21 protein-coding genes are annotated in these 23,467 nt (G+C 45.7%); 8 read left to right on the plus strand and 13 right to left on the minus strand.

Going from position 1 to position 23,467, the window contains the following annotated elements; all coding sequences use genetic code 11:
- Positions 1 to 1,203: a sulfate adenylyltransferase gene (sat, locus tag V2H45_RS11355; RefSeq protein ID WP_330483764.1), complete on the minus strand. Its 1,203-nt coding sequence runs from the start codon at positions 1,201 to 1,203 to the stop codon at positions 1 to 3.
- A 178-nt stretch (positions 1,204 to 1,381) separates the two neighbouring features.
- On the opposite strand from sat, the gene V2H45_RS11360 reads away from it, so the two are divergent.
- A complete protein-coding gene (locus V2H45_RS11360; RefSeq protein ID WP_330483765.1) occupies positions 1,382 to 2,602 on the plus strand; it encodes a glycosyltransferase in 1,221 nt (406 codons plus the stop codon).
- Between the two features lie 14 nt (positions 2,603 to 2,616).
- On the opposite strand, the gene V2H45_RS11365 is transcribed toward V2H45_RS11360, so the two are convergent.
- The gene (locus V2H45_RS11365) at positions 2,617 to 3,048 is read right to left on the minus strand and encodes a hypothetical protein (RefSeq protein WP_330483766.1); all 432 of its coding nucleotides are present in this window, start codon (positions 3,046 to 3,048) and stop codon (positions 2,617 to 2,619) included.
- Between the two features lie 269 nt (positions 3,049 to 3,317).
- On the opposite strand from V2H45_RS11365, the gene metK reads away from it, so the two are divergent.
- Both metK and V2H45_RS11375 read left to right on the plus strand, forming a co-directional pair.
- On the plus strand, positions 3,318 to 4,556 hold the full coding sequence (gene metK, locus V2H45_RS11370; RefSeq protein ID WP_330483767.1) for a methionine adenosyltransferase: 1,239 nt from the start codon (positions 3,318 to 3,320) through the stop codon (positions 4,554 to 4,556).
- A gap of 690 nt (positions 4,557 to 5,246) precedes the next feature.
- Positions 5,247 to 6,320, plus strand: a complete 1,074-nt coding sequence (locus tag V2H45_RS11375; RefSeq protein WP_330483768.1) for an NADH:flavin oxidoreductase/NADH oxidase — start codon at positions 5,247 to 5,249, stop codon at positions 6,318 to 6,320.
- 42 nt (positions 6,321 to 6,362) lie between these two features.
- On the opposite strand, the gene V2H45_RS11380 is transcribed toward V2H45_RS11375, so the two are convergent.
- From V2H45_RS11380 to V2H45_RS11400, 5 genes are all read right to left on the minus strand, one after another.
- A complete protein-coding gene (locus tag V2H45_RS11380) occupies positions 6,363 to 6,962 on the minus strand; it encodes an AAA family ATPase (RefSeq protein WP_330483769.1) in 600 nt (199 codons plus the stop codon).
- Positions 6,963 to 6,967: 5 nt separating this feature from the next.
- Entirely contained in the window at positions 6,968 to 8,248 is a 1,281-nt protein-coding gene (locus V2H45_RS11385; protein WP_330483770.1) for a glycoside hydrolase family 19 protein, read from the minus strand.
- A 375-nt stretch (positions 8,249 to 8,623) separates the two neighbouring features.
- Positions 8,624 to 8,887: a hypothetical protein gene (locus tag V2H45_RS11390; RefSeq protein ID WP_330483771.1), complete on the minus strand. Its 264-nt coding sequence runs from the start codon at positions 8,885 to 8,887 to the stop codon at positions 8,624 to 8,626.
- A gap of 106 nt (positions 8,888 to 8,993) precedes the next feature.
- Entirely contained in the window at positions 8,994 to 9,386 is a 393-nt protein-coding gene (ebsA, locus tag V2H45_RS11395; RefSeq protein ID WP_330483772.1) for a type IV pilus biogenesis protein EbsA, read from the minus strand.
- 118 nt (positions 9,387 to 9,504) lie between these two features.
- Entirely contained in the window at positions 9,505 to 10,833 is a 1,329-nt protein-coding gene (locus tag V2H45_RS11400; RefSeq protein ID WP_330483773.1) for an ABC transporter substrate-binding protein, read from the minus strand.
- A 202-nt stretch (positions 10,834 to 11,035) separates the two neighbouring features.
- Between V2H45_RS11400 and rnc the strand changes: the two genes are divergently transcribed.
- The 3 genes from rnc (at position 11,036) to V2H45_RS11415 (ending at position 14,499) form a co-directional block, all read left to right on the plus strand.
- Positions 11,036 to 11,776, plus strand: coding sequence for a ribonuclease III (gene rnc, locus V2H45_RS11405; RefSeq protein ID WP_330483774.1), 741 nt, complete (start codon positions 11,036 to 11,038; stop codon positions 11,774 to 11,776).
- A 316-nt stretch (positions 11,777 to 12,092) separates the two neighbouring features.
- Positions 12,093 to 13,586: a cellulose synthase family protein gene (locus V2H45_RS11410; RefSeq protein WP_330483775.1), complete on the plus strand. Its 1,494-nt coding sequence runs from the start codon at positions 12,093 to 12,095 to the stop codon at positions 13,584 to 13,586.
- A 4-nt stretch (positions 13,587 to 13,590) separates the two neighbouring features.
- Positions 13,591 to 14,499, plus strand: coding sequence for a glycosyltransferase family 2 protein (locus V2H45_RS11415; protein WP_330483776.1), 909 nt, complete (start codon positions 13,591 to 13,593; stop codon positions 14,497 to 14,499).
- A gap of 91 nt (positions 14,500 to 14,590) precedes the next feature.
- Here the strand turns inward: V2H45_RS11415 and V2H45_RS11420 are convergent, their stop codons facing one another.
- The 5 genes from V2H45_RS11420 to V2H45_RS11440 all read right to left on the minus strand — a co-directional run bounded on the left by V2H45_RS11420 (position 14,591) and on the right by V2H45_RS11440 (position 18,883).
- Positions 14,591 to 15,013: a type II toxin-antitoxin system VapC family toxin gene (locus tag V2H45_RS11420; protein ID WP_330483777.1), complete on the minus strand. Its 423-nt coding sequence runs from the start codon at positions 15,011 to 15,013 to the stop codon at positions 14,591 to 14,593.
- Positions 15,000 to 15,329: a CopG family transcriptional regulator gene (locus tag V2H45_RS11425; protein WP_330483778.1), complete on the minus strand. Its 330-nt coding sequence runs from the start codon at positions 15,327 to 15,329 to the stop codon at positions 15,000 to 15,002. The genes V2H45_RS11420 and V2H45_RS11425 overlap by 14 nt, the downstream gene beginning before the upstream one ends.
- Before the next feature lie 158 nt (positions 15,330 to 15,487).
- Positions 15,488 to 15,952, minus strand: coding sequence for a hypothetical protein (locus tag V2H45_RS11430; RefSeq protein ID WP_330483779.1), 465 nt, complete (start codon positions 15,950 to 15,952; stop codon positions 15,488 to 15,490).
- A 232-nt stretch (positions 15,953 to 16,184) separates the two neighbouring features.
- Positions 16,185 to 17,714, minus strand: coding sequence for an SEC-C domain-containing protein (locus V2H45_RS11435; protein WP_330483780.1), 1,530 nt, complete (start codon positions 17,712 to 17,714; stop codon positions 16,185 to 16,187).
- A 125-nt stretch (positions 17,715 to 17,839) separates the two neighbouring features.
- Entirely contained in the window at positions 17,840 to 18,883 is a 1,044-nt protein-coding gene (locus V2H45_RS11440; protein ID WP_330483781.1) for a tRNA dihydrouridine synthase, read from the minus strand.
- Positions 18,884 to 18,980: 97 nt separating this feature from the next.
- Between V2H45_RS11440 and V2H45_RS11445 the strand changes: the two genes are divergently transcribed.
- A complete protein-coding gene (locus tag V2H45_RS11445) occupies positions 18,981 to 20,120 on the plus strand; it encodes an AAA family ATPase (protein WP_330483782.1) in 1,140 nt (379 codons plus the stop codon).
- On the plus strand, positions 20,117 to 20,875 hold the full coding sequence (locus tag V2H45_RS11450; protein WP_330483783.1) for a hypothetical protein: 759 nt from the start codon (positions 20,117 to 20,119) through the stop codon (positions 20,873 to 20,875). The genes V2H45_RS11445 and V2H45_RS11450 overlap by 4 nt, the downstream gene beginning before the upstream one ends.
- A 15-nt stretch (positions 20,876 to 20,890) precedes the next feature.
- Here V2H45_RS11450 and V2H45_RS11455 read toward each other — a convergent pair whose 3' ends face one another.
- On the minus strand, positions 20,891 to 23,137 hold the full coding sequence (locus V2H45_RS11455) for a RelA/SpoT family protein (RefSeq protein WP_330483784.1): 2,247 nt from the start codon (positions 23,135 to 23,137) through the stop codon (positions 20,891 to 20,893).
- Between the last annotated feature and the right edge of the window lie 330 nt (positions 23,138 to 23,467).

The raw sequence follows: 23,467 nt of genomic DNA on the forward strand, positions 1-23,467 counted from the left end.
TTAAATCTGGAATTCAGTTTTAGCTTCTTCGATCGCCATGGCATGCATGATCTTGGCTAGTTCTGCGGCAACCTCGGGGCGAGAAAACTCAGGGGGAGGGCTTTCGCCACGTCGCAGCATTTCGCGAACCTTTGTGCCTGAGAGATGCACGCGTTCCTCTGGCAAACTGGGGCTGGTTTTGGTCGTCGCCATCGTCTTTGTGCGCAGACAGAAAAAGGCGTGCTCAAACATCAAAGGAATAATGCCGAGTTCGTGCGCCTCAAATTCTTCAAAAATATACTGGGCATCGTAGGTGCCGTAGTAATCACCAACGCCAGCATGATCGCGCCCCACAATAAAGTGAGTACAACCATAGTTTTTACGTAGCAATGCATGGAAAATTGCCTCGCGGGGGCCTGCATAGCGCATAGAAGCTGGATTAATCGCCAAAATTACCCGATCTTGAGGATAGTAATGTTCGAGCATGATCTCGTAGCATCGCATCCGCACATCAGCAGGCACATCATCGCTTTTGGTAGCTCCGACTAGAGGGTGCAAGAACAAACCATCAACAATTTCTAAGGCGCATTTTTGGATGTACTCATGGGCGCGGTGGATGGGGTTGCGGGTCTGAAAACCTACCACGGTGCGCCAGCCCTTTTGCAAAAATAATTCTCTTGACTCGGCTGGGTCAATTTGGTAGGTAGGAAAAAGACCGTGAGGGCGACGCTCTAACAGCCATACATCCCCAGCTAGATAAACATTTCCCTGCTGGTAGACCACCTTGACCCCTGGATGGCGATCTTCGTTGGTACGGTAAACATGTAAAGCCTCTTTGAGTTTGTCGTAGGTGTACTTCTCACTCAGCTCTAGTACGCCAATAAATTCGCCATTGGGGTCGTCTAGCCTTACCAATGTGCCAATATTCAAGGGCTCTGCAACGGCTTCAGTAACGGGCAATGTAATTGGAATTGACCAAGGCAGCCCATTGTCTAGGCGCATATTTAAGACTACCGACTGATAGTCTGCCTTGCCCATAAAACCTGTTAGGGGACTAAACCCACCGATCGCAATTAGTTCTAAATCTGACAGCGATCGCTCAGACAGTCTTACCTTGGGTAAAAAATCGGCCTTGCTGAGAAATTCTTCCCGTTGCCGATCTGATACGATGCGATTGACTAGTGTGCCGCCGTGAGGTGCGATTTGCTTAATTTGCCGGCTCATTAACGTTTATTTTTCCTGTTATACCAGTGCTTTTAAGGTAACTGAAGCAGAGCGGGTTACTGGCAATTCCCTGTTCGGTTTAGGGTGAGATCGCACATTCTGCATGAGTACCTTTACATAATGTTAAGGCTTTATTGCCCCTAGACGATGTTAGATATTAAGAAAATCTAAGTTGATCATGACTGCTATTCTTGCGACCGTCCCATCTGGAGCTTTACTCATTGAGGAGGTTTCTGCCCATTCTGTGCAGGAGCATTGCTATTTCTCACTGGTCATTCCTACGTTTAATGAAAGCAAGAATATTGAAAATATTGTCAGGATTTTAACGGACTTACTCGATCGCTTCATTCCCAATACCTACGAACTGATCGTGGTAGACGACAATAGCCCCGACCTCACTTGGAAGATTGCCCAGGAGCTTATCTCTGAGTTTCCGCATTTGCGGGTAATGCGCCGCGAACAGGAAAAAGGGCTTTCTACCGCTGTGATTCGGGGCTGGCAAATTGCGCGAGGGGATGTCTTGGGTGTGATTGATGGCGATTTGCAACATCCTCCTGAGATCTTGCAGAAGTTATTACAAGCGATCGAGCAAGGGGCAGATCTGGCAGTGGCAAGTCGGCATGTAGAAGGCGGTGGTGTCAGCGATTGGGGCTTTGTGCGCCGTCTGCTCTCGCGTGGGGCGCAGTTGTTGGGGTTAATTATTTTGCCGAGGGTGATTGGGCGCGTCTCTGACCCCATGAGTGGCTACTTTATGGTGCGTCGCAGTGCGATCGCAGGCTGTGAGATGAATCCCTTTGGTTACAAGATTTTGATTGAGGTGTTAGGGCGCGGTAAGGTTGGCGAAATTGCCGAAGTTGGCTATGTGTTTCAAGAACGCCAAGCGGGTGAGAGCAAAGTCACTTGGAAGCAATATGTGGAATATATTTTGCATTTATTGAAGCTGCGATCGCGCGGGCGAGTTACAAGATTTAGACAAAAATATGGCTTGCCCATCCAGCGTTTTTTGCGGTTTGGCTTGGTGGGTTTTAGCGGTGTGTTTGTCGATATGGCAATTTTTTATCTGCTCAGCGATCCAACCACATTGCATTGGGGCTTAACGCGTAGCAAAGTGATTGCGGCTGAGTTTGCGATTCTCAATAACTTTCTCTGGAATGACCTTTGGACGTTTCGAGATATTTCTAGCCATCAGACTGGCTGGAGTAAACGCCTCAAGCGCTTTATCAAATTTAACTTAGTCTGTCTTTTAGGCGTATTTCTAAATGTCGTAATCTTGAACTTTCTTTATAACTACCTCAAGATCAATCAATATTTGGCAAATCTGCTCGCGATCGCTCTGGTGACGATTTGGAATTTTTGGATTAATCTCAAACTTAGTTGGCGCGTTACACAAACGAAATAGAGCTAAGGAATCATTCAGCCTTTGCCGATTCCCGATGTATAGGTATAGGTAATTTGCTCAAATTCACAGCCTTTACCGTTAGATTGCCAGGGTGCGGGTAGAGCGGGAACCTCAATCCAGTCTTGAGGCGCTATCTCCGTTAGTTTAGGCAGTACCGAGCAAGCGATCGCCAAAAAACCACCCTTAATTAAGGCTGATTGACATAGGATGATGGGCACTTCAGGCATTTCAGGACAAATATGATGACCAAATAAAACTGGCACGATTAGGTCTTTATATTGCGTGATGCTATTGTTTTTTTGCTTTGTGACAGAAGCTTTTAGTAATACTTCTTGCACTCGGTTCACCGAAAAAGCTAGACAGAGGTTATCAGACTGAACTAACACCAGTTTTGCTGTGGCGTTCTCTGTAGCGGTGGTAGGTGGTGTATCTAAAGATTGAGACATTGGTTGTAACTTGAGGTCAGTAATTTCAAAATGACAGCGTTACAAGCTCACAATTACATTGACTAGCATGACATATTCAAGGGGGATTTGACATCTTCTCCTTTGCAAAATGCGACTAAAAATTCATGATTTAGGCATTAAACTTTTATAAACTCTGTGAAAAAGCATTACTACGCGTGCATAGGTAATTTTGCTAAAGTGTTCAGAACACCTATGCTATGTTGCATGGGTGCAATAAAGTTCGTGCACTTGCTTCGGAGGAAAAACATTTGACTGGTCGCTTCTTGTTTACATCGGAGTCTGTAACAGAAGGTCACCCTGATAAAATTTGTGACCAAATTTCAGACACTATTTTAGATGCCTTGCTAACTGCCGATCCTCGATCGCGTGTGGCAGCTGAGGTTGTTGTTAACACAGGTTTGGTTCTGATTACGGGTGAAATCACCAGTAAAGCCCATGTGAACTTTGTGGAGTTGGCACGTAAAAAGATTGCTGAAATTGGCTATACCCATGCCGAAAATGGATTCTCAGCCAATAGTTGTACGGTTTTACTTGCGATTGACGAGCAGTCCCCTGATATCGCCCAAGGGGTTAATGAAGCCATGGAAAAACGTGAGGGGCTGGATGATGATGCGGCTCTAGAAGCGATCGGTGCAGGTGACCAAGGTCTAATGTTTGGCTTTGCATGTAACGAAACCCCCGAGCTGATGCCCATGCCGATCGCGTTGTCCCATCGCATCGCACGTCAACTGGCGGTTGTTCGTAAAGATGGCACATTGCCCTACCTGCGCCCCGATGGCAAGACCCAAGTCACGATCGTCTATGAAAATGGTGTACCCGTTGCCATTGACACAATTTTGGTCTCGACCCAGCATACGGCAGCGATCGATGGCGTGACGGACGAAAAGGAAGTACAGGCACAAATCAAAGCCGATCTCTGGCAAAAAGTGATCCTGCCTGTGTTTGCAGAAGCCAAAGTTTTTCCCGATCAAGACACCCGATTTTTAGTCAATCCAACTGGCAAATTTGTGGTTGGTGGGCCTCAAGGGGACTCAGGTCTGACTGGACGCAAAATTATTGTCGATACCTATGGTGGTTACTCTCGGCATGGTGGCGGTGCATTTTCTGGCAAAGACCCCACCAAAGTCGATCGCAGTGCTGCCTATGCCTGTCGCTATGCTGCTAAAAACATTGTGGCGGCTGGTTTAGCCACAAAGTGCGAATTGCAAATTAGTTATGCGATCGGTGTGGCACGCCCCACAAGTTTGCACATTGATACGTTTGGCACAGGTAAGGTCTCCGATGAAACTCTGCTGCGACTGGTTAAAGATCATTTCGATCTGCGTCCTGCGGCGATTATTAAGAACTTCAATCTACAGAAATTGCCAGGCGAGCGTGGTGGGCGTTTTTATCAAGATGTTGCTGCCTACGGTCACTTAGGACGAACTGATTTAGATTTACCTTGGGAAAAAACTGACAAAGTAGATCTGCTGCAAAAATCTGTTTAAACCTAATTTTTTGACAGGCTCAGTCTATTGCTTTACAGTTCAGATGAGTCTGTCGAAGCCTCAAACTATCCAGTTTCGGTGGTTTTGGTTTCGCTCAACCCCTACGCTAAAGTCAAAACCTACAAGATTAAAAAGGCTAACCCTAAAAATTAGCCAGAGGCTGAGATAAGTCTATAGTTTGCACGCAACTTATTTCATTCTCAAATTTTTATTTGTTGCAAGTTCAATTGAAATTGGGATAACTTAAAAATTGATAGGAAATATTCGGCTTACTCTCAGCCCATGATTGCGCCCAAATGCATAGAATCTCTTTCCACAGTCTGAGCAGTAGTAGGGAAAAATCCAAAAATTGGAAATGTAGTTATCCCAAAATCGTCGTCTAACTCGATATACATTTTCCCCTTCGCACTGAGGGCATCTGAGACAGTTTGCCATATTGCTTTCTGTATAAATCGGAATTTTGAGAAGAAACCAAGTAACGTTCATTATTCCAACCACTTCAATGTAAAGAAACCAGAAAATGCCATTGCTTTTGCCATAATTTCGGCAATTTGGTCATCATCGAGCTGCTGAATCGCGATCGCCTTATTCCCAGACACTTCATCGGTTGCATTATTTCTCTAGCTCGTTTATAGTCTATTCATTCAATAAAATCGAACTATTGAACAAAGCTAGCAGGAATAAAAAAACATGCCACACTTATTTGATCCCTATCAACTTAAAGACATTACCCTGCGCAACCGTATTGGGGTTTCCCCAATGTGTCAGTACAGTTCTCAAGAGGGAATGGCAAACGATTGGCATCTCGTTCACCTAGGGGCGAGGGCATCAGGTGGTGCAGGACTAGTAATTGCGGAAGCTACAGCGGTAGAACCACGCGGACGGATCACGCCAGGAGATGCAGGCATTTGGTCAGATCGCCATATTGAGCCTTTACAACGGATTAATCAGTTTTTAAAATCTCAGGGTGCGATCGCGGGTATTCAAATAGCCCATGCTGGTCGCAAAGCCAGTGCTCAACGCCCTTGGGAGGGAGATGGCTCACTCGCTGATCGAGAAGGCGGTTGGGAAACCCTAGCACCGAGCCCACTCGCTTTTGGCGATAAACTGTGGCGAGTTCCTAAGGAAATGACTCTTGAGGATATTCAAACAGTCAAAGATGCCTTTCGGGCAGCGGCGATTCGGAGTTTAGCAGCGGGCTATGAGTGGCTAGAACTCCATTTTGCTCACGGTTATTTGGCGCATAGCTTCTATTCCCCACTTACAAATCAACGTACTGATGCCTATGGTGGCAGTTTTGAGAACCGCATTCGCTTTGCCTTAGAAACAACGCGCTCAGTCAGAGAAGTATGGCCCGAACGGCTTCCTTTAGCAGCACGTTTGTCTTGTTCTGATTGGGTAGAAGGAGGCTGGACGATCGAAGATTCGGTGGAACTCTCGAAGCACCTCAAAGCTGAAGGCGTAGATTTAATCGACTGTAGTTCTGGGTTCAATTCATCTGACTATAAGCAATACCCATTTGGTGCGAGCTGGCAGATTCCGCTTTCAGAAAGAATTCGCAAGGAAGCTGGAATTGCCACAGCAGGGGTAGGCTATATCACAAATGCCATGCAGGCAGATGAAATCATTCGCAATCATCGAGCCGATATTATTCTTTTGGCGAGAGAATTTCTGCGAGATCCTTATTGGCCTTATCGCGCTGCCCAAGAACTCCATAAAAAGGATGTCAATACGTTGCCTATACAATATGCTTCTATGGTTTAAAGACATCAGATTAAGTACCAGAACACTGCTTCTTAACCTTCGCTATTTTGTTGGTTGGCAATCACTTAGACTTTCAAAAACTGTGAGAATTGTTTGAATCCGTTCCTCCAAGTCAGTTACTTGGCGTTCTAGGCAGTAAAACTGACAGGTAAGGCGTCGATCGCTGCATAATCCCAACACCAAGGTATGAATGTGTTCGATGTAGGCTTGGTTGAGCGCGGCTTTTCCTACCTCATATACGAGTGGAATCCCGGGTTGTACGATAAACAACTGCGAAAAAAACTGATTAGCGCTGACAAAACATCGCTGCATATAGGCTTCTAGCTCGACAAAATTTACTTCTGTGGTTCCCTGAATGTCGGCTAGGGTGTATGCCATCATGTCAATCGGCGTGCGATCGGTAATGAATGGGTTTGGCTCTGCTTGCCATACTTGTTCTGCGGCAAGTAACACCTGATGCTGCACGCGCAACCGCGTTGGGAAGTCCATCGGTTTGGCTGGATCTAGACCCATTTGTTGGAAAACCTGACTGGTGGTCGTGCCTACAAATGGTCGATCGATGCGAGCTGCGATCGCCTTGGCTAGGGTTGATTTTCCCGTGCGATGACCGCCACATAACCCAATATTCATACAGGTATTCATACAGGTTAAATTCCAAAAACCTGTTTGGCGCGATCGAGGTAATCTTGGCGATCTTCTAAACCGTTATAGCCGCCATTCACCAGTCTTGTAATTGTCATGATGTCGTCATTATCAGCATCGCCGTTGAGTTCCATTTTGCGCCAAAACCAACCTGCACTGCGACAAGCCAGATCGAAATCTCCTAGCCTTTGAGGATTGCTGACTAGATCGATGCCTAGAGCTTTGCCACATTCTGCATAATTGGCTCTGCCTGTCACTTGAATTAACCCTCTGCCTTTAAATCGAACGCCATCGCCAGGATTGACATTACCCAGATCGCCTCTTCCTTCATAGTCGGCTCCAGAGGCATATTCCTCATTGGTGTTGTACGCATCGCTCTCGTGGGCAGTTTGAGCGATAAAGTGGGCAATGCGAAGAGGGGTATTAATCGCATATTCCACCATGGTGGCATTGAGATAGGGTAGAAGTTTGGCAAGGCGAGCAGGATCGGAATAGGGGGCGATCGCGGTCAGTTGCGTCTGAGTGATGAGGGCTTTAGGTGGAGGTGTAACTACTGGTGGGGAACTTACTGTTGGGGAAGCTGCAAAAAGTCCAGCGTAGGGAGCTTGATTTGCAGGTCGCGATGGAAGTTTATTGAGAGTTCTAATCAGGTTATCCACTTGTACATCTACTGGGTTTGGATCGTTTTGCAGATTGGTGACCAAGTTTTTGAGACGCTCTCCTGCTTGTCTTCGCAAACTTGGTATATCTGTGCCTTGAAACAAACCTTCGTAGGGTTTGCGCAGGATCGGACGCAGGGGTAAGTTACTCATCGCCCTGATCAGATCGTCGATCGCCGTGTCATTGGGAATAAAGCTTTTACTGGTGATGCTAGGAATCGATGCACCTAAACTCGCTGCGGCTTGCTTTCTCCAAGTATCAACATTCGCAGGTGGGAACAACCCTGCATAGGGGGGACGACCCGCAGGGCGCGATGGCAGATTTTTGGTTGCTCGCACTAAATTATCGATCGCACCATCAAAGGAGCTGACATCTAGATTTTGAATTTTGGGAACTAGGGTCTGAACGATGGAGGCAGCACGATTTCTCCAAGAGAAAATATCAGCGCTGGGAAATAGCCCCGCATAGGGCTGGCGACCTTCGGGTCTTGCAGGAAGCTTGTTTAAAACTCTAAGTAGGTCATCAACCAAGCCATCTTGCGCCGTAGGTGCGTTGCCCTGAATTTTAGGGATCATAGAGGCTAAACTTTTAGCTGCTTGTTCTCGCCATATCTCAACTTGCCCCATTTGAATAACCTTCCTGATTTGTTGCCAAACCTAACCTCAGTCAGCAAAGATTTCCATATTCATTGTATTCAAGCTGAGATAACACAAACAAGGTGTTCGCATCGAAAAGATTCGCTTTGCTATACGCCCCGTTATTGCATTGACATAGCCAAAGAATGGCGATCTTTACTCTAACTAGGATAAGTTGGCTAACAAAAAGTTCCCCTAGGCCTACGGGAACTTTAACTTTCCATTCAATGTCCCTTACAGTATTAACAGGAGATCTCGTTTCTGCGTACATTTTCGAGACAAGGACTTGCCAAATTCTATTTAAAAATCTGGCGAATTACTTTTTTTTAACAGCAAGAATGAAAGCAAACATTCTCACATTAGAGATTAATGAAATTCACTGGACTCAACTAGCTCAATGGGCACGAAGCTTTCTTGAGGCAAAAGAATCAGTTGCGTGTAAACAAGTTTACCGCTCATGTCGGTTCGGTTGACCGCTACACCCAAAGGACGAGGTAGCTGAGTCGCATAGGAATCAACATAAAATCTGTAGACCTGCTTTGCAGCCCGTAGGATCACAGGATCGACGTTTTTGGCAATAGTATCCTGTTGACGGTCGGGGTATTCGACACGTTTGGCAGCATATGACACAGTAATATTTCCTCACACTTGCGGTTCGTCTAGCCGACAGTTTTGCTTAAACAAAAGGCTTAAACCAAGCAGATTTAAGCGCGATTATTAAGGTCAGGATTATACACTAATTGCCGTCAAAACTAGCAAGTTTTATTCTGAACAATTTACTATAAAAAATCTGGGGGAAATCAGCCGTGCCGCGATCGCGAATACTTGCAACGACATCAATTAAATAGCCCACAAATTCAATATTATTCATGGTGATTTCGTAGCTCATCTCGGCATCACCCTCAAACATAACGCGACATAATGTCAGGTCGGCTGGCAGATTAGAAACCCGCCAAGTTGCTAAAAATGAAATGGGGGGACTGCCTTCGATTTGCCGTTCTCCTGGGAGTTCTCCCTGCTTGTACAGAGAAATGGCATAGGGTAAAGCCTGTTTTTTATTAGGCTCCCTATAGTAGGGCATGTAGATTGAAACTTCTTGCGGTGGAGCCTGTTTTAGTTCGATCGCCATATTTTTCTAGCTTTTACCTAGTTTTTACAATCAAGGTTATTTTAAAGATTTGGTGGATTTTATCAGCAAAAGTTAAGGCGCTTTTCGTCCACCAAATCATGCTTGCCATCGGGAATAACTATGGTGAAACTTTGTCGATCACAGCAATTTTGCCGTCAGGTTTAACTTCCCAGACATCATAACTGCCTTTGACATCACCCCATTCGTCTAGATCGACATTGCCACTCGCACCTTGATAGTCAATATCTGTGCCAGCCTTAGCTAGTTTTAGGGCTTCGCAGACATCGGTTACTTCTTTGCCTGGTGGGTTGGCAACTTCACGCAATTTGCTCTTTATGCCATCACCTGTGCCGTCTTTTGCTGCCTCGGCAGCGATCGCTACCAGAGCCGCCGCATCATAGGAATGGGGAACGTAAGCGCCGATTTCTTGACTGGTTTTTTCTTTGAATCGCTTAGAAAACTCATCTAAAGATTTGCCATCGGCACCTGGAACTGTACCGAGTGCGCCTGCCAAAATTAACTTACCATCAGGCGAGTTACCCACCAGTTTGGGGAAGTCTTCGGTTTTGACGCCATCAGTCAGTAGAATCTTGACATTATTGGTCAAGCCCAGCTCGTAAGCCGCTTTAAGCACAGAGCCCCCTGTCTCAGGATAAAGCACGGCTGCCACGGCATCGGGTTTACCACCAAAGGCTCCCTTAGCTTCTGCTTCAAAGGTTGTGGCTTGAGGATCGTAGCGGGTAGGCTTGGCTTTGTTAATAATTTCGCCACCGAGTTTTTCAAAGGCTGTGACAAAAGCTTTCTCAAAGCCGACACCATAGTCATTGTTGATCACAAGGGTTGCCACGCGTTTCGCGCCGCGTTTGTAGGCTAGATTTGCTAGGGCTGAGGCTTGATAGGTATCTGGTGGGGCAGTGCGATTCCAATAGCCTTTAAATTCGCCTTTTTTAGCGCGCTCGGTAAATACGGGGCTAGTGCTACCGGGTGAAATCATTACGACTTTATTTGGTACGGCGATCGCGAGGGCTGCCGTAGACACGCTACTGGCAAAAGCCCCAACCACAGCGCCAACTTTGTCTACCTTAACCAATTTATTCATTGCTTCCACGCCAGCGGAGGGTTGGGTGCGATCGTCTTCTTTAAAAGCTTTAATCGGCTTGCCCAAAACGCCACCACAGGCATTCACGGTTTCTACTAGAAAATCAATCGATCTCACCATAGGTGCCCCAATCGAAGACAGATCGCCTGTGGCAGGTAACAACACACCCATTCTTAATTCATCTTTGACACCACCCCCACCTGTAGTACTGGATGATGTGTCAGGAATGGTTGGAGCGGTTGTAGTCGATTGAGGAGGAGTTGTGGTAGGCTGACAGGCTACGATCCAAATACTGGTGGCTACAGCCATAATGCCAAAAAGTAGCAACGAGATCAGACGTTTGGGCATAGTTTCAAGTTTGTTAAGCTTTACAAAGAACAGCATCCTCGCTTCATGCAAAGGATAGTTTATTGCAGTAATTCTACTTGGTTTTGACTCAATCGTAGAGCCTGTGCGAATGGGTTTTCTCCATCCTAATGTTGGTTTGTGCTATACAGTTTTTGGGTGTGGCTTCCCCATTGTTTAGATCCGTGTTTAGATCCGTTTTGTTATGGTTATTGTTTCGATCGCTCCCAGCAGGCAAAAAGAATTGTCTCAGTTACTCAACCGTATGGGGATTCATACCCTTGAACGGGTAAATTGGCGTTTGCTAGATCAAGCATTGGTGCATCCCAGTTTTTCCACCACGTATAACAACGATCGGCTGGAGTTTATGGGGGATACGATTTTGCGTCTCGCTGTCACCATGTTTTTACACGAACATTACGGAGATAGCTCTGTGGGACAGTTGGCGGCTTTCCGATCGCATCTTGTCAGCGATATTACCCTCGCCGCGATCGCCCAGAGTTATGACCTCGATCGGTTTATGGTGATGACCAATTCGGCACGCTCCGATCTCAAAGCGGTGCGATCGCGTTTGGCGGATGGGTTAGAAGCTTTACTGGCTGCTCTTTATCTAAGTACAGACGATTTAAGCCTCGTGCGGTTCTGGCTAGATGCCCATCTCCAAAATACAATTCAGGCTTTATCTGCGATTCCTGCTATGGGCAATTATAAAGTTGCCTTGCAAGAGTTGACCCAAGGTAAGTGGAAAGTTTTGCCTGAGTATCAAACGGTTGCAACCTCTACTGGAGGGAAAGGGACAAGCAATCTAGAAATTTTTGCGACCGAGGTATGGGTACAAGAACAATGTTGGGGAAAAGGGGAGGGCGCAAGCATTAAAGCATCTCAGCAAGCAGCGGCAGCAGTAGCGCTACAAGCGATTACAGAATATCTTCACCAAAACACATAATCTTACTCTTAGGCGAGGCAAAAATAAATCGACAGTAGTAATATTTGCTTAAATCTGAGATGGGGATAATAATTCTTTAGTAAAGATAAAATACCTGTCGTAAAGTACAACAAGCTATTTTGTCAGTTTTGCTGATTGGTTTTAAATCAGTGCCTTGTGTGGTAAGGAGTCTAGGGTCATTCTAATACTATTAACAATTCTCACCGTCCTAAACGGTGTAGCAGCCGGTTGGTTGCTGCTGTACGGAGTTAATGCTTATTGGCTTACTGCGGTTCGCAACCAGCGAAATGTCGCGCAGAAGCTATTGGAAGCTTCGATGAAAACCTCTGCCGCCTATGCGCCAGAGAGAGATAAAGAGTTAGTTGCAACGGCTCTGGGACGGTTGAGGTGGAACAAGCCCCAAATTTTGCCTGCGTTTAAAGGCGATCTTCACAGCCAAGAATTGCTCGAACAACGCGATCTGCCAGTCGTGACCGTGCAGTTGCCAATTTTTAACGAACGTTATGTCGCCCGTCGGCTGCTCGATGCGATTTGTTTGCTAGATTATCCGCGCGATCGCTTGTACATCCAAGTACTAGATGACTCTACCGATGACACGCAAACCCTGTTGCAAGAGACCGTACAGGAATATCAAAGTCAGGGGATTTGGGTCGATTACATTCATCGTACCAATCGTTCAGGGTTTAAAGCAGGTGCTTTACAAGCTGCAATGCCCCTAGTCCAGGGAGACTATATTGCTATTTTTGATGCTGATTTTGTGCCATCTCCTGATTGGCTCAGGCGCACGATTGTGCATTACTGCGAACATCCCAACGAGCGGATTGCCGTGGTGCAGACGCGTTGGGGACACTTGAACTCCGAATATTCTTTACTGACCAAGCTACAATCGGCTGGGATTGATGGTCACTTTGCGATCGAGCAACAGGCGCGCTGCCAGAATGGCTACTTTCTCAACTTTAACGGTACGGCAGGGATCTGGAGCAAACAGGCGATTCTCGACAGTGGCGGTTGGCATGCCGACACCCTCGCCGAAGATATGGATTTAAGCTATCGCGCTCAACTCAAAGGTTGGCGAGTTGTCTATGACAACGATATTGTTGCGCCTGCGGAACTACCCGTGGCAATGGCAGCATTTAAATTGCAGCAGTTTCGTTGGGCTAAGGGTAGCATTCAATGTGCCAAAAAACTGTTGATTCCGATTTGGAGCAGCGAGCATAGCCTTGCGATTAAATTTCAGTCAACCCTGCATCTCACGGGTTATTCAGTCCATCCGTTGATGTTGCTACTGATTTTGATCTCCGTGCCCCTGATGCTCGTTACGCCCCACAATTTACAAAACCTACGCAGCTTGATCGATGTGTTTTGGGCGACCTTTATGTTGCCAGCCACCTTTGGTCCTCCTTACCTCTACTTTGTGGCGCAGCGACAACTCTATCCTGCAACTTGGCAGCGACGGTTTGGGCGAATCTTGCTCTTAGCCATCTTGGGCACTGGCATATCATGGAGTAATACGCGGGCTGTGTTTGCAGGGTTATCAAATACGGGTGCGAATTTTCGCCGTACTCCTAAATTTGACATCAAGTACCGCAGCGATCGCTGGGATAACAAAGCCTACAAGGTTCCCCTCGATACTTCAGCGGTGATCGAACTCAGCCTCTGTGCCTATAGCTTTTTAGCAGTAGTCATTTCGGCGAGTCATGGTTTCTATATCACCCTGCCGTTTATGGTGCTGTACACCCTCAGTTATGGCTATGTGGGTGGCTTAACCCTCTGGCAAACATGGCAACAAAATCACCAAATAAAACGCTAAATTCATGTGGTCAATTGTCATCCCAACCTACAATCGCTTACCGATCTTACAAAAATGCCTGACGGCAATGGAGCAACAACAATTCGATCGCCCCTATGAGATTTTGGTGGTGGATGACGGTTCTACAGACGACACCGTAAATTTTTTGCAAACCCATCCGACGCAGTTTCCCCATGTCAGGCTGTTACAGCAGGATCATGGTGGGGCAGCGGCAGCACGCAATGCTGGCATTGATGCGGCAGAGGGAGATACGATCGTCTTTATTGATAGCGATTTGGTGGTCACATCTCAATTTTTGTCTGCTCACGCCAAGGCTTTGGCGGGGCAAGAGCGGGCTTTTACCTATGGGCGTGTCATCAACACCTGTAATTTTGACGAACCGACCTCTGAGCCGTTAAAAGTGACGGATTTGTCAGCGGCCTATTTTGCCACGGGCAATGTGGCGATCGCACGGCATTGGCTGCTCGAGGCAGGCAAGTTTGATACCAGTTTCCGTCAATATGGCTGGGAGGATTTAGAACTGGGTGTGAGGCTCAAGAAATTGGGTCTCAAAATCATTCAATGTCCTGATGCCGTTGGCTATCACTGGCATCCTCCCTTTAGTCTGGCGCAGCTTCCTCACTTGATTGATGTGGAGCAACAGCGCGGTCGTATGGGTGTGGTGTTTTATCAAAAGCATCCGACTTGGGAAGTACGGATGATGATTCAAATGACTTGGATTCATCGCCTGTTGTGGGGTCTACTGTCGCTGGGCGGCTTGGTGAACGAGCGATCGCTAAAACCACTCTTACAATGGCTGATCGATCGCGGTAAACCACAGTTGGCTTTAGAAGTGGCTCGAATTTTTCTCAACTGGTACAACGTTTTAGGCGTTTACGCCGCCTATCGCGATTCCTTATCCAAAAGCAGTTAACGGTAAAATTGAGGAACGGTTTTTATTGCCACTACGACGATCTTCTGTCGGGTTGCTCCAACCTGTGTTATAGCTCGATCGCTTCTCCGCATTAGAACTCGTTTTGAAAAAGGTTCTGAAATGGTTGGTTGTTCTTCCAGCGATAGGTATTAAAATCTCGATAATCGACAGACAGAATCCGCCCGTGCCCGAGTTCTTCGGCAAGGATGACAAGGGAGGCATCGGCTAAGTCCATTGGGAGATTGGCATATTGTTGCATGAGTTGAGCTATCCTTTGGGCATGATGAGCTTGAATGTCAAACAACTCAAATGCCCCGTTTGAGATTGAGTTAATAAACGCAGCCTGAGCAAGTACGCCTTTCCGTTTCAGCAACATATAGCAGGTTTCTGTAACTACACACCACGTTGTAATCAACGGTTCATCTATCTTTTGTAGCGTGCTTTTGGATGACCCATGATAAATATCTTGCCGATCGGCTAATGCCAACCAGAAGCCTGTATCAACGATTACCATATTTTGTCTCAAGTTCCGTTGCTAGAACTTCTTTGTAGTTGATGGATAAATCGCTTTCTACAGAACAACATCCGATAAAGCCTGATTCTTCGAGCACTTCAAAGGGTGTTTTTTTCTTGCCATGTTTTAGCTTTTGATAGTAATCATCGATGGCAGCCCGAAGGATATCAGACAGAGCTTGATTTGTTAGCTGCTGAATATATGCAAGTTTGTCTGTGGTTTCGAGATCGATCTGAGCGTTGATCTGTGACATTTGAGGTTTTCCTAAAGCGATCGCAACTTTGTGAATAAAGTCAGTATTCTTTTTCCATGTCAATTACAACTATTTTCCCATAATAGTCCCTCTCAACCTATCGCAATTGAGGCTTATAAATTTCATGTCTGCGCCGCGAAATTTCTCTTTGCTTTAGCGGGATTGAGTTTCAATCTCGATCGCCACTATTTTACCGTGATTACCATTATATTCTATCCACTTCAATCGCTACTCCCAAACTCTGCGCTCGACTCGCTTTCGCCTTTCAGCCACGGCACGATTTCTTTTGCGATTAATCGCATTACTTCTGCTGCGCCAACTTCGTATGCTATCTGGTCAAGCGTTCCTGCGCCGCTCGTACATCCGCTTCCGGGTTCGCATCCTGCATAACCAAGTTCCTTGACCGCATAGCAACCTTCACCTGTGCCGAATGGATAAGAATTTGTTGCTGCGCGGAAGTAGCGATCGCTTGTTGCCTCCGTTGGCGCTAAGCAGTATGCCTCCGCTGCTTGTAACGTCTTCGCGACTGGATGGTTACTCAGATATGCTCGTTTCTCGATCAATTCCTTTCCTGCTGCAATTACTCCCCGCGTTAGGATTTGCCTCGGCAGCGAATCAAGTGGCTCCTCGCTACACACGAGATCGAGCCAACGGATGAATTCATGGAGTGCCTCTTGTGATGGCATAAGTGAGAGCTTTTCTAGTGCAATCTGCTTGATATTGTTTTCCTCGTCTTAGCTATCCTACATTTTGTCGTGGAATCTACTAAACATTGACAGCGCTTTTGTCAGCGATAGCACTATACTTTACTCGTTTGAAAACCGCTCCGCTATAGGTCATTAAGTTGTTTAGGGTTTCCTTCGTCAACCTAATCTACTCAATCAGTGATCGCACTCAAGGGGTGCATGTTAGTCAACGTCATCTACCACAGCACTTCTTATACTTCTTACCACTACCACATGGGCATGGTAAGTTACGATCCCTCCCTTTCATCTTTCCAGGCTGTATATACGTTTTTTTGCCTCTCAACGGTAGTTCTGGATACTCCTGTATACGCGTTGCATATCCTTTTAGATCCTGAAAAAGATTCAGGTCTTGTTGAAGATCTAACGCATCTGCTTGATCTTCTTCTGTCCAATGTCGTGCGTCAAAATAGATGGCATCCTCCGATCGTTTTGACTTCATACCAACTTCTGTTGCAATGCCCATAATATCTAGCGCATCGGGATATTTAACCTTGAGCACTCTACAACATGCCTCGAGAAATCTACGCCTCACCTCGCGGTAATTTTCGTAATCGACATTTGGCGGATGTGGTAGAAGTAGAAATACATAATACGGATCTCCCTCATGTGACGGCAGAATTATCCTCGTATAACGAGCATCTGGTGGAATCCTTTTTCCAATAATTTCTAACAAAGCAGAGGCGAGCAACCGACGCCTTGTCCGTGACTCGCGTGCTAAGAAACGAATCGATTTCTCTCCGTTACTCACACCTACATGTGAAGCGAAATACTGAGTGCCTGCAATAATATGAGTACTAAAAACCTCGATTAAGGCATCCCAAGCGTAACTAACTTTATTTGCTTCTAATTGGGCAAGGCGTTGTGAGTGCTGAGTAAATTTTTCCCAGTGACCTTGGTCTATAAACAACTGAGTAACGTTATGTGGCACGATGAAGTCATGTTCGTCTTTCTGGTTAACCTTGGTCAAATAGCAAGCTAGTAAATCTTCTTCACCTGCTGCCCAACCTAGCTTGCCGCTAAGTATGAAACTTTCCTTCTTTGTGAGGTACTCCACAAAATCAGTAATAGTATCGAGCGTTTGTAAAACAATGTCTAGTGAAGTATTATCGAGAACATGAACAAAACCCTTTTTCGGATTGATTTGACCAATCGTAAAGGGGTTAATGGTGCTATTTTGGGGCTCATAGTGTTTCGAGCCGATAACATGAGGATCGATCATGAGACTGCCACTACCCCTCAAAACTTGTTTTGAGCGAGTAGCAGAGCCATGAGCAACTACGATACGATGAAACTGAGCTGTCGTAAGCTCTGGCAACTCAATGGGAAACTTTTGTTTACAGGCTCGATCAAGGAAAAGTCGATCTGGATAAGACTTGATCCATCGTTCAGCTCCCCATACTTGCTCTGCTGATTCTAGAATGGCACGACGAAACCACCTACTCCAGTCAAGGTCAAGATTACCAGTATCGGGAAAAGCGCAATCCTTGTCAGAAAAGATAATGATGTGATCTTGAAACACAACCAAGAGATCACAAACCTCTTTACCTTCACCTGCTTTTCCATTGCCTTGATCTCGGTAAACACCTGAATAACTCCACAGTGACAAAAATGTATGCTCACAAAGTTTTTTCAGATATCGCTCTGATTCTGTTATGCCTTCGGCACGGTAAATTGCTCTTGGCGGTTTGTTGTCGCCAACCATGGAACTCTCAATAATAAACTTTTACAGGGGTAAATCGGAAATATGTATGCTGTATCTGAACTATATCATAGCTATAGGAATAAGAAGTTCAGGCTTTCTATGAGGTGCAGTGGATTCAATTTACTTTATTCTGCTTCGCAACTGGGTCTTGCTACGAGACCTTGATAAGGTTCTGCGGCAAAGGCGCGATTGGGTTCGCTTAGCAAAAAGCGATCGCAGATGCCAAACAGTTCCGCTTCGCTACGGGCGCGGCGCATTTCGTTTAAAAAAGCCCCTGCCGCATCCACACCCTGACCGATGAAATTGAGATATTTTTTCATATTATCGACCCGCGATCGCTCGGGGACTTCTGGGGCTGTGACCGTGTTGTGTAAGCGATCGATGTAGGTTCTCACTTCATTTAAAGTCACGGTAGTAATGGGTTCACCGCTCAAAGCTTGGCGAATTTGCTGAAAGATCCAAGGGTTGCGAATTGCGGCACGCCCGACCATCACACCTGCCGCACCTGTCTCTGCCAAAATCGCTAAAGCATTCGCCGCCGAGGAGACATTTCCATTCGCTAGGACGGGGCATTTCACCCGCCGAACGGCATGGGCAATTTGGTCGTAATGTACCTCACTGCGATACATTTCCCTAACCGTGCGACCGTGCAGGCTGAGCAGATCGATATCATGCTTATTAATCAAATCGAGAATGCGATCGAAGTTCGCCGTATCTTCAAACCCAATTCGCATTTTGACTGTAAATGGAATCGCGATCGCCGATCGCAGTGCCCCTAAGATTTGGTCGATTTTGTCAGGATCGCGCAGCAACCCACCCCCAACATTTTTGCGATAGATTCTAGGCGCTGGACAACCCATGTTTAGATCGATGCCTGCGATCGCATAGCGGCATAACTCTTGGGCAGAACGCACGAGATCGGGAATGCTCTCCCCAATCAACTGAGCGAAGATGGGGCGACCCGTCGTATTTTCTGTAATGGAACGCAGAATATATCGCTCTGGACGAGAATTCGCATAAACGCGAAAGTATTCCGTAAAGAAGTAATCGGGACTGCCGTAAGCAGCGATCGCACGCATAAAGGGCAAATCCGTGACATCTTGCATGGGCGCAAGGGCTGTCAGGGCTAATCCTGCTTGCAGGGGAGGAGGAAGGCGATCGTTTGCCATTGTAATCGTGATGTGCTTACAGAGTCTGGAAACTTACTATACAATGCAAGTCGGCTAGGACTGTCATAAAATAATTAAATCGCTTACGCTCAAATAGATGTTATCAAAACTACGAGTTCAGCACTACAAGAGTCTCTTTGATACCACCGTTGACTTAGAGCCACTCACGGTATTCATTGGCCCCAACGGCTCTGGTAAATCGAACATTTGTGAAGCTCTAGCCGTCTTATCAAATTTTTTGCAAAGAGTTTTAGCTACCACATCTGGTTATTCGGAAATAATCCCATTTTTTGCTGAGTCGCTTCAGGCTATAAGTACGAACCAACAGAATCTAGAATCCAAATTTTGGCATGGCAAATTTGATCATCTTTCTTTTGAATTTAGTACTATTCCAGAAGTAGGAAATCAGCTTTCTAGAAATTCGGATATTGAGCTACATGTAAGTCTTGCGTATCCACAAAAAACTCTCTCATTACGGGCTGGAACACATAATCTTAATTTTGATGTTAGGAACACAAACGATTTAAGAGATATTTTGGTTTCTAAAACATATCCATATTTAGATTATCCGATCGCCGATGATTTAAGGAAAGTAAGTGTTTACGACTTTTCACCAACTTCTCTTTCTAATAATTTCAATCCATCAGCAAATACTATGGATAGGACAGGACAGGGAATTGCCTATGCTTTAGTGGATATTTTGCACGATAATCGTGAAGGTTTCGATCAGTTAGAAGAACGCTTTACAAAACTGGTTCCAAATATCAAAAGGATTTCCTTGCCTCGTGGCATTAATCAAACATTCTCCTTAGAATTGATTGATAAATTTTCAGAGCATCATATCCCTGCTTCTGATATATCAGATGGCACGCTGAGGATTTTGGCGTTTTTAACGGCGTTATATCAAAAAGATACGCCAAGCATTATTTGTTTTGAAGAAATAGAAAATGGCGTTCATCCTTGGCTGTTACACAAAATGATGGAGTTATTAAAAATCGTTTCGACTGAAGGGATTAATGGTAAGCCAGTGCAGGTGTTAATCACAACTCATTCTCCTGTGTTGTTAAATTATGTCGAACCGCACCAAGTTCGGGCTGTGGAGCTAGATAACGAGGGGAAAACACAAGTTCATGCTTTGCCTACAGATTCTGTACGTTTTCAAAAAGCACTGGAAGCCTATGATGGTTCGCTAGGTGAACTTTGGTTTACAAACGTATTTGGAGGTAACCCAGCATGAGCCGTCCGATACGAATTGGACTAATTGCTGAAGGTGATACAGAGCTTGGGGCAAGTATTCCATACATCAAGCCAGAAGATGGTGGAAAAGTCTTAGAGAGGGGGAAAGAAGGAGCACTGCACAGGTTAATTCGGCGAGAACTTAATGAGATCGGATTACCTGATTGTAGTTTTGTCCAGAGACATCCAACAATCAAAGAGAGTGGAGTTTATAAAGTAGCGAAAGTACGCACAGGACACTCAATTTTAGATCCGAGATATTTAGCAGAAGTGACGATCGCATGGAAACCCGAAGAAGTCGATATGATTGCGATCGTAGTTGATGCAGATGATATCAAGCCTCAGAGAGAGAAAGCCTTAGAACTTGCCTTGAGTAAGATTCGCAATTTTCACTTAGATATTAATGAGGAGCCGATCCCCGATCGCAGTGCGGGTGGGTTAGCGATTAGAAATTTTGAAACATGGTTATTGGCTGACATTCAAACCGTCTCAACGATTTTAGGTGTGGAAATGGAAAAGCTGGGAAATTTAGAGGATGAAGCTAAAACAAAGGAAATATTGGAGAATGCGATTGCTCAATCAACATACCTTGCCGAAGATACAAGCAATCAACGACCACTTCAGATTCGTTGGAACCTAGCCGAACAGATTGATTTGACAATGCTTAAAGTTGCCTGTCCAATGGGATATGCAGTTTTTGTTCAAGATTTAACCAAAGCTGCAAAAGTAGCCACTGCAATGATTATAAGTCTTTGACAACTGCATAATATTCTAAGCATCAGACTGAAGGATTCGACAGATTGAGAGTGTGTCGCACATCTTGGTGATTTGATTGCAAATTTTCTCAAACTGTCTGCGATCTGTAATATCAATACTGAGATCGATCATGGCAGACGAACCAGGGCGGGTTTTTACACTGGCTTGGCGCACGTTAACTTTATTGTCAGACAAGCGCGTCAGAATATCCTTGAGCACCCCAACCCGATCGATGGTTTCCACCCGAATATCTACAGGATAGGTCATCGGTCGCTCTAGTTCTTTTTCTTGGTTCCATCGTACGGGAATTAAGCGATCGCCAGGGATATGACTGACATTACTGCAGTCCTGACAATGGATAGAAATACTACGGTTGCCGCCCATGGTAACAACGCCGATGATTGGTTCGCCGGGTAAAGGTTTACAGCATCCAGCGATATTGTAAATCATACCCTCTATGCCCAAAATCGGAGACTTAGAAGGAGCAGGACTAGATGGGAATGAAGGTAGAGGCTCAGATTTTAACTCAGACTTGTTACTCCGTCCATCTTGCTGACCTTCACGCAGTTTGTTGACTAGCATGTTGAGCGAAATCTCACCGTAGCCTAAAGCTGCCAGCAGATCGTCAACGCTGTGGTAGTTACATCGTTCTGCAAGTTTGAACATCTGATCGGACTTGAGCAGCGTATCTAAGCCACTTTTGCCGAGTTCCTTTTCTAAGAGACTGCGCCCAACTGTGAGATTTTCATCCCGACGCGATCGCTTAAACCACTGTCTTATGCGATTCCTAGCAGCTCCAGTGGAAACAAAGTTAATCCAATCCAAACTAGGGTGGGCGTTATTTTGGGTGAGAATGGCAACAATATCACCATTCTTGAGCTGGCGATGCAGAGGAACCATGACATGATTGATTAAAGCTCCTGCGCAGTGATTTCCTACTTCTGTGTGGACGCGATAGGCAAAATCCACAGGCGTGGAACCACGCGGCAGACAATAGACATCGCCTTTGGGACTAAAGACATAGACTTCGCTCTCAAACAGATCTTCCTTGAGGCTATCGATGTATTCCTGCGGATCTTTGAGTTCTCTTTGCCACTCGACCAGTTGACGCAACCAAGTGAACTTCTCTTCGTCTCCCTTGGCAACGACAACGCTGGAAGAGTTCGCTTCCTTATATTTCCAATGGGCGGCAATCCCATATTCTGCAATGTGGTGCATTTCCCACGTGCGAATTTGCACCTCTACGGGTTGACCGTAGGGGCCAATTACCGCAGTGTGTAGGGACTGATAGCGGTTGGGTTTGGGCAAGCCCACATAGTCTTTAAACCGTCCTGGAATGGGGCGAAAAATATCATGGGCGATCGCGAGAACGCGATAACACTCTTCATTCGTATTGACGATTACCCGCACCGCTAATACATCGTAAATTTCGTCATATTGCTTTTGCTGGCGTTCCATTTTTTTATAGATGCCATACAAATGCTTGGGTCTACCACTGATGTCAAAGTTGGTTAAACCAATTTTGGTAAGCCGCGATCGCAACGCTCCCAACACTTCTTGAATTTGGGCTTCGCGGCTGCTGCGAGTTTCGGTGACTAGATTTTTGACATACTGATACTTATCGGGTTCCGTGTACTTAAAGGATAAATCTTCAAGTTCCCACTTCATCTGCCAAATTCCGAGACGATTGGCAAGGGGGGCAAAGATTTCCTTCGTTTCCCGCGCAATCAGTTCCTGCTTTTCTGGACGCAAATGCTGCAAGGTTCGCATATTATGCAGGCGATCGGCCAACTTCACCACAATCACGCGAATATCCTGCGCCATCGCCAAAAACATGCGGCGAAAATTTTCTGCCTGCCGCTCTGTTTTACTCTCAAAGTTAAATTTTGACAACTTGGTTACCCCTTCAACCAGTTGTCTGACCTCAAGACCAAATTCTGCTTCAATTTGCTCGCAACTTACGGTGGTATCCTCAACCACATCATGCAAAAAGCCTGCGGCAATCATTGCCTGGTCGCCACCGAGATTGCGTAAAATCGTTGCCACCTCCACAGGATGCACGATATAGGGCTCACCTGATGCGCGACATTGTCCTGTATGGAGCTGATAAGCAAATCGAAAGGCGCGGCAGACTAGATCGGTATCTTCGCGATCGCCACTTTGAAGCCTATCCCAGCAATCTTGCAACCAATTGGGAATCCACGTTTCAACCTCGGACGTACAGTCGCTTGAGGTTTCAGTCAGTAAGGTAATTGGTGTCATGTGTTGAGCGGCCCACGACAAGTGTAATGTTTAGCGTTCCCATAATCGTAGCTTAACTATCTATGAAAATCATCAATTTAAAATCATAAAGTGATTGAAATCACAAAATGCTTCGTAACTGCTGAAATATCTGGGAAAAAAGCGTTTGAATTACGAATATCTAACGAGTCGATGGCTAAAGAATGGTTGGCAGGCTGAACTTGTCAATGTGCTTGCACAAGCTTAATTTATGTTCTGTATAGCTCCAGTGCACTTGGTCGAAAATTTGATGCAAGATATAGAACCCATTTGAGATCTTAAGAAGTGGCTGCAAGTCTCTTCAGCATTAGC

Source organism: Tumidithrix elongata BACA0141 (assembly GCF_036349135.1).
Classification (GTDB): domain Bacteria; phylum Cyanobacteriota; class Cyanobacteriia; order Pseudanabaenales; family Pseudanabaenaceae; genus Tumidithrix; species Tumidithrix elongata.